The 6,940-nt window shown below is 45.4% G+C and carries 9 protein-coding genes and 1 pseudogene; 7 read left to right on the top strand and 3 right to left on the bottom strand.

Annotated elements, in window-relative coordinates; translation table 11 throughout:
• The 5 genes and pseudogenes from PSE7429_RS27075 to PSE7429_RS06215 form a co-directional block, all read left to right on the top strand.
• Nucleotides 1–138: pseudogene (locus PSE7429_RS27075) on the top strand (ISAs1 family transposase); the annotation flags it as partial.
• A gap of 129 nt (nucleotides 139–267) precedes the next feature.
• Nucleotides 268–1,092 carry a hypothetical protein gene (locus tag PSE7429_RS06230; protein WP_040687509.1) on the top strand — a complete coding sequence of 275 codons (825 nt, stop codon included), beginning with the start codon at nucleotides 268–270 and terminating at the stop codon, nucleotides 1,090–1,092.
• A 127-nt stretch (nucleotides 1,093–1,219) separates the two neighbouring features.
• Nucleotides 1,220–1,558, top strand: a complete 339-nt coding sequence (locus PSE7429_RS06225) for a YbaB/EbfC family nucleoid-associated protein (RefSeq protein WP_009626251.1) — start codon at nucleotides 1,220–1,222, stop codon at nucleotides 1,556–1,558.
• A 63-nt stretch (nucleotides 1,559–1,621) separates the two neighbouring features.
• Nucleotides 1,622–1,864 (top strand): DUF3134 domain-containing protein, encoded by a 243-nt coding sequence (locus tag PSE7429_RS06220; RefSeq protein ID WP_009626250.1) that lies wholly within the window; start codon nucleotides 1,622–1,624, stop codon nucleotides 1,862–1,864.
• Between the two features lie 6 nt (nucleotides 1,865–1,870).
• Entirely contained in the window at nucleotides 1,871–2,101 is a 231-nt protein-coding gene (locus PSE7429_RS06215) for a TIGR02450 family Trp-rich protein (RefSeq protein WP_009626249.1), read from the top strand.
• A gap of 254 nt (nucleotides 2,102–2,355) precedes the next feature.
• On the opposite strand, the gene PSE7429_RS06210 is transcribed toward PSE7429_RS06215, so the two are convergent.
• The 3 genes from PSE7429_RS06210 to bcp form a co-directional block, all read right to left on the bottom strand.
• Nucleotides 2,356–3,459, bottom strand: a complete 1,104-nt coding sequence (locus tag PSE7429_RS06210) for a phosphotransacetylase family protein (RefSeq protein WP_009626248.1) — start codon at nucleotides 3,457–3,459, stop codon at nucleotides 2,356–2,358.
• A 181-nt stretch (nucleotides 3,460–3,640) separates the two neighbouring features.
• Entirely contained in the window at nucleotides 3,641–4,579 is a 939-nt protein-coding gene (gene folP, locus PSE7429_RS06205) for a dihydropteroate synthase (RefSeq protein WP_407681155.1), read from the bottom strand.
• A 47-nt stretch (nucleotides 4,580–4,626) separates the two neighbouring features.
• Nucleotides 4,627–5,082 (bottom strand): thioredoxin-dependent thiol peroxidase, encoded by a 456-nt coding sequence (gene bcp / locus PSE7429_RS06200; RefSeq protein ID WP_009626246.1) that lies wholly within the window; start codon nucleotides 5,080–5,082, stop codon nucleotides 4,627–4,629.
• 505 nt (nucleotides 5,083–5,587) lie between these two features.
• Here bcp and PSE7429_RS06195 point away from each other — a divergent pair.
• Both PSE7429_RS06195 and ruvX read left to right on the top strand, forming a co-directional pair.
• The gene (locus PSE7429_RS06195; RefSeq protein WP_009626245.1) at nucleotides 5,588–6,229 is read left to right on the top strand and encodes a bifunctional 4-hydroxy-2-oxoglutarate aldolase/2-dehydro-3-deoxy-phosphogluconate aldolase; all 642 of its coding nucleotides are present in this window, start codon (nucleotides 5,588–5,590) and stop codon (nucleotides 6,227–6,229) included.
• A gap of 55 nt (nucleotides 6,230–6,284) precedes the next feature.
• Complete coding sequence (gene ruvX, locus PSE7429_RS06190) at nucleotides 6,285–6,707, top strand: Holliday junction resolvase RuvX (RefSeq protein WP_009626244.1); 423 nt, start codon at nucleotides 6,285–6,287, stop codon at nucleotides 6,705–6,707.
• Nucleotides 6,708–6,940: the final 233 nt, after the last annotated feature.

Genomic DNA, 6,940 nt, shown 5'->3' with positions numbered 1-6,940 from the left:
ATTCGTCATGTTGGCTTAAATTTACTTCCCGTAGAACAAAAAACTAAGGTCGGAGTCAAGACTAAACGACTTAAAGCTGGATGGGATGACAACTATCTCAAGCATATACTTAACGCCTTAAACATAGTTTCACCTTAGTCTTCGTTATTTATTCATGAACGTGTGCGGTTGCCCTATATTGAACTAAAAGAGATTATGCGAGTCTTGTAGAGTATGGTACAATCGCGCCCAATTTCCTTATTCCCGCTACCTTCGGCTAGCAAGTATATGAGACTCCCCACACACACAACCCCTCTTCGTAGCTTTGCCTTTGGGCTAGCCTCGCTCTTGAGTATTAGCGCGAATCTGCTAATTAACTTTAGCAGTGCCAGCAATGCTCAGTCTTTCCCTAATGATTCCGTAACAGTCACACCAGTAAGCGCTGGTGCTCAGTACCTCGTATATTTACCAAATGTAGCCAATGTTAAACAGGCAAAGGTATTAGCTCCCGATGCATTTATCAGCCGCTTAGATACGGGTGAGCAAGTCGTACAGTTAGGACGCTTCAATAACTTAAATCTAGCGCAACGTCGAGCCGCCCAATTCAGTCAAGCAGGGCTCGCTCCCCAAATTAAAACCGTCCAGAGTAAATTTGCAACTGTTCCCAGCAGCACCGTTCAGCCCATAACCACAACTACTTCTTCCGCGCCAATCCCCGTCGAGTCAGTCCCCATTCAGACAACTCGCACCGATGCCTTGCCAAATGTACCAGGGTCAGAGCTACCGAGCAACCAAAGCAACGCGATCGAGATCGTGCGATCGCCACAACCAGTTTCTCAGCAAAGCCAACCGATCCCCATTCAGAATGCCAATCAGCCGATCGCCAGTCAAGGTATCGTCAATACCTCGCAACTTCGCTATTTCGTGATTATTCCGACAGGACAAACCTCAGAATTACAGCGCGTACAAGCGATCGCCCCCAGCGCCCAGCTACGTTCTTCCTATCGCGGTACCTATATCGAAGTTCAAGGCTATCCCGATCGCCCTAGCGCCGAAACCCTGAACCTGACTATTCGTCGTCAAGGATTTGACAGTCGAGTAGTGTTTTTCTAGCGTAAATTTTTTAGCGTAAATGTCGAAACAGTGCGGCAATTTCAGACCTCCTCGCTCTGGAATTTACCGAACCGTGCCGATTAGTGACATAATGTATGGGAAAACTTAGGATACAACTGATACTGCTATGTCAGAGGGAAAAGGATTTGGCTTTGGTTTAGGCAAAATGAAAGAAGCCTTCCAAAAAGCCCAGCAAATTCAAGAAGGCGCTAAAAAGCTGCAAGAAGAATTAGATCAACTGCGCCTAACGGGTGAATCGGGTAGTGGTTTGGTGAAGGTAACTCTAAGCGGTAACCAAGAACCTCAAAGCGTAGAAATTGCTCCTGAAGCGTTGAATGAGGGTGCAGAGGTTTTATCAGACTTGGTACTCGCCGCTCTTAAGGATGCCTATCAACTTTCTACGGGTACGATGAAACAAAAGATGGAAGATCTTACTGGTGGTTTAGGTTTACCCGCAGGCTTCTAACGGTTTAAGAAGCGTGCGAGGCTCGCTTCTTAAATTAGACTAAGAATTTTACTTGATATTTTTATGATTAATAATCCCGCTTTGCGTGTACAGCGCCGAAATCAGCCCGCAGCAATTATTCCTACTCAACAGCAAGCGTCGATTCTTGACTGGCTCGAGTCAACGGGTCGGCTCATCGCTAGAGAAGGCACTGAATCTAGCTTAAAGTTTGATGATGAAGCTGAAGAATTGAGTGAATTAATGTTGGGTGACGATCCTAGTTACATCGATGATGATGACGATCTCGATGATGACGATGTTGATTAAGTTTCTATGGCAAAAAAACAGAAATTTCCCCATCTGATCGGTTCAAAATGGACTGCCGAGCAGGAAACCTTCGGTTGGAGACATTTTGTTGTTGTCAATCGCAAAAATGAAGGAGACTTAGTTTTTGCCGAGATTAAAGCCGCCTGCGATGACTCTGTGAGGTTTTGGCTCAATGCTAAAGCCCTAAATAGGCGATCGCTATGGTCGCCTGGATGGAAAACCTTGCAAGAAATGTAAAAAGTCTGTACTTGAGCGCAGACTTTTTACCTATAAGTAGCTAGCCTACCAAAACCCATAAAGTTTCGCCCCTACGGGGCGAAACTTTATGGGTTTTGGTAATTTATTTTGCACAAGCACTTAGATAAGTATCTGAGCATAATTAAAGCCCCAAAACCTATAGCTCACGCGCAGCGTGAGCTATAGGTTTTGGGGCTTTATATTTAATTGCGCCTAGCTACTTAGATTAATAGATCAATAGATGGTTAGTATGATTAAACCTTTGCTAAGGCTTTGATATTCATTAACTTCAGGAAGCGATCAAAATTAAAATGCTTGCCCATCATGTCGCAAATACTAGTCACCTTTACCCCTTCATGCAATCGCACCTGACCGAGGCAACCTTCGATAATGCTAACGGTGCTGAGGGTGTCTTTGCTAACGGCGAGAATCGGTACGCCTAATTCCATGGCCTTGTGAGCGACATCCTCATTTACAAAGGGACGACCCGTTAAAATTAGACAATTTGTAGAGGTTTCAAGCGCCGCAAACTGAAGATCGATCCGACTACTGCCTGTAATTACCGCTTTATTGTAGGACTTACGGAAATAGCTTTGTGCCGAACTAACATCCATAGCACCGATTTTTAGTTCTTCGACCATGATTTTGCCAAGATCGATGTTTTCGGGCTGGCAGAGAATACTTGCACCAAGCTGCTCAATGATCTCGGAGACGCTGACGCTTCTTAGGGTACGATTTTCGGGCATCAGGGCAAATACGGGAATGCCTTGATTTTCGAGGTATGGGTGCAGAATTTCGATCGCAGTTTCGTACTGCTCGTCGGGGATATCATTAATTACCACACCCAAGAGGCGATCGCCAAAACGTCGTTTTGCCATGAGAATATGATCTACCACCAACAGAGAGCCAAACCGCATCACTAATAGAATTGGAGCTTCAAGATGGACTGCCATTTGCTCTAAAGAAAGCCCAAAAATCGCCCCTTCCGCAGTATTGGCAGGAGCTTCAAGAAAGACGATATCGCCTTCAATGATTTCTTTATATTCTTCAAGCTTATCGCTGTAATCAGCCGTATCTTCACCAGATAGGCGGCGCTGGAGGGCAGAGCGGTCAAGATTAAGGAGGGTAGGGCGCAAAAGTGACTGTGGCAAGCTTAAGGTTTGCTTAATAAATTCCACATCAGCTTCACTGCGCTCGGCTGCTTCGGGTAACTCCTTGGTCGTAAAAGTACCAATTGGTTTTCCGTAGCCAACTTTGTAACCCTTGGCTTGCAAGTTGTATGTTAATCCCAGAATTGTTGCTGATTTTCCACTGCCCGATCTAGTTGAACCAATCAGCAAATGCTTAGCCTGTGGCACGTCTTGCCCTCTAAAAAATGATTACAAACTTTACTGGATTGTATTAAAGCCTACATCCTGTTTGCCTATTGTAACTGATGGACTGTTACGGATACTTTTTGATCTTGGTCGATCTTGACCGATTATGCATCAATTATGCATAGGGATTATGCAATATTTCGATAAGAAACCATCAGAACTACTACCGAAATATTGCGTCGCTCACTCGACAAGCCTCCGCTACTTCCTTGGGATCGTGAACCCGTAAGATATCTGCTCCTCCCGCTATGCCAGCACTACAGGCCGCAATCGTTCCCAAAAGGCGATCGCTAGGTTCTGGGCGATCGCATAATTTACCGATAAAGCTTTTGCGGGATACTCCTAGTAATAGGGGTGCAGGGATCGACTGGAAGGCTCGCAAATTTCTTAATAGTTCGAGATTATGATCAAGGGTTTTGCCAAAACCGATACCAGGATCGATCGCAACTAAATGTTTGGGAATGCCGCAGGACTTAGCGACAGAAATTGCGTCGGTGAGAAATTGCTGAATATCCTTGACCACATCACGATATTGGGGATTAATTTGCATAGTCCTTGGCTCCCCTTGCATATGCATCAAAAAGATGGGGACTTGTAACTTACCCGCCAGAGGCAACATTTCAGGATCTGCTCTACCTGCGGAAACATCATTAAGCATATCGGCTCCTGCGGCGATCGCGGCTTTAGCAACACTCGCCTTCACCGTATCGATGGATATCGGCAGATCAGGATATTCATCTCTAATTGCGGCGATGATCGGCAAAACGCGATCGATCTCCTCGGCAGCGCTAATTGCGGCGGCATTAGGACGGGTCGATTCGCCCCCAATATCGAGCATGTCAATATAGGGGCTCATCTGAGCAACCTGTTTAAGTGCTGCATCTCGCGAGTTAAACTGACCGCCATCGCTAAAGCTATCGGGAGTCACATTCAAAATACCCATTAGATAGGTGCGATCGCCCCAAATGAACTGGCGATCGCGAATTGTCCAATTAGCTTTAGTAGCTTTAGTTAAGTTGCTAGTTAAGTTACTAGTTAAATTATTAGTTGAGTTATTAGTCGAGCTAGCAGTTTTGCTTTTGCTTAAATTCAAGATTTCCACCTCAGATAATTGTAAATATATGGAGGATGTGGAGATTCCTCCTTTACCTAGATATCGGCTAAAACTTGAGCGGGGTGAGGCTCAGCTTTAACGGCAAGATAAATTTTCTCGATTTTACCTTCTGCATCGATCACAAAGGTATTGCGGAAGATACCCATATATTCTTTTCCCATCATTTGCTTTTTGCCATAGCTCTCGTAGGCGGTAGCCACCTTAGCATCCACGTCACATAGCAAAGGAAAAGGTAAGTCAAACTTTTCAGTAAATTTTTGATGAGATTTCGCATCATCGGTACTAACGCCAAAAATCAATGTGTTTTTCGCTTGAAACTCGGCATGGCGATCGCGAAAGCCGCAAGCTTCCTTGGTACATCCTGGGGTATTGTCGCGGGGATAGAAATATAGAACTACCCGTTTGCCCCTAAGACTGGCAAGAGACACAATATTGCCGTGGGTATCAGCCACGCTAAACTCTGGGGCAAGATCGCCAACTTTCAAAGCCATAGATATTTTTTAACATTTGTAATCCAAGAAATATTATGAGGCATTCCTGTGGCAGGAATGCAGCAGGAATAATGGTGAGAAGTAAGTAGCTGAACGCAATAAATATAAAATCAAAAGCCCTGTAGCGCACGCGCAGCGTGCGCTACAGGGCTTTTGATTCTGGGTTTTAATTATGCCCAGCTACTTAAAAATTTGGTATTAGGGACTGGCTATTAATTAAAGTGCCTATGGCTTCGACTACGCTCAGCCAAAGTTATAGCTATATTCACTTAAGTTAGGACATCAAACCCAATAGAGAGTGGCGGCGCTTTGCGCCGCCACTCTCTATTGGGTTTGATTGTCGCAGCTAACGTTGACTACACGGGACAGTTTTTATTCGCAAGCGTCTTAGCTACGGAAAAGCTGTGAAAGAGGTAAGATTCCTTCCTTCTGGGTTTGCAAAACTAAGGCTTTATGTAATGATCTTTGGGAGTCGATCGCCAATGCAAATTTTTGCAAAAATCCTGTGAATCCTTGGCTAAGTTTGTTGCAACAGCATCGCATTATTGCCGTTATTCGCGCTGATAATATTAGTACTGCAAGGGAGATGGCGCTTGCCGCCGCCGCAGGGGGTATCAAGCTCATAGAGATTGCTTGGAATACCGATCGCGCTGAGTCGCTCATTCCCAAATTACAGCAGGAATTACCTGACTGCAAAATTGGGACGGGAACCGTTCTCGATATTGATAGTGCGGAGAAAGCGATCGCCTGTGGTTGTAGCTTTTTATTTACGCCCCATACCAATCCCGACTTAATTGCCAAGGGAGTCGAAAGTAATATTCCTGTGATTGCTGGAGCCTTAACCCCCACAGAAATAATTACCGCATGGCAAGCGGGAGCATCGGCGGTTAAAGTTTTTCCGATTAAAGTGGTGGGCGGGGTTGATTATCTGAAATGCTTACAGCCCGTATTGCGCGATATTCCCCTCATTCCTACAGGGGGAGTTACAATCCAAAATGCGGATCGATTTCTAGCGGCAGGGGCGATCGCTGTGGGCATATCTAGCCATTTATTTTCACCAGAAGCGATCGCTGAGGACGACTGGACGACGATTATTGCGCGATCGCAAGCCCTCATCCAAAAAGTCCAACCATTTCAAAATCAGTAGCTTGGCATGACGCGGCAAGCCCCACACAAGCCCCACACAAGCCCCACATAATTTTATGCAGTATGCAGCCCTAGGTTTAGATGTTGGCAGAAAAAGGATCGGTGTCGCTGGATGCGATCGCCTCGGTATAACCGTGCATGGGATTACCACCATTACCCGCAGATCTTGGGATGAAGATATGGCAATCCTGCGATCGCTAATTTTAGAAAGGGCGATCGATACTTTAGTGGTAGGTTTACCCTACAACATGGATGGCTCCCTCGGTCATCAAGCCAAACATGTTCAAAAATTTGCCAAGGGTGCTGCTAAACAATTAGGTATCTCAGTGGAATTTGTCGATGAACGTCTAACTTCCTACGAAGCCGAAGAAATGATGCGATCGCAGGGGATTTCGACAAGGCACAACAAAGAAATGATCGATCGCAAAGCTGCCGCTCTCATCTTGCAGCAATGGCTGGCTTTAAAGAGTTCTAAGTAATTAGCTCGCCCAAAAACCAGTAGCGCAAGCGCCGCTTGCGCTACTGTCAAGCGATCGCGATATTCCTGCAATTGGCGTGGTAACAAGCTGTAAATGCTGTAAATAGATATGCCACCAAGCCACATCTCTGATATTTCCAAATATGTCCCCTTTGCTGTCATAATGCTTAAAAGCGCCAAAAGCCTTATACAAGAGGGTTTCTCTGAGCTAGTAGTGCTATAGGATACAAAACA

Source organism: Pseudanabaena biceps PCC 7429, assembly GCF_000332215.1.
In the GTDB taxonomy this organism is placed as follows: Bacteria; Cyanobacteriota; Cyanobacteriia; order Pseudanabaenales; family Pseudanabaenaceae; genus Pseudanabaena; species Pseudanabaena biceps.
The sequence above is the reverse complement of the archived record's forward strand: the minus strand, read 5'-3'. Positions and strand labels throughout refer to the sequence as shown.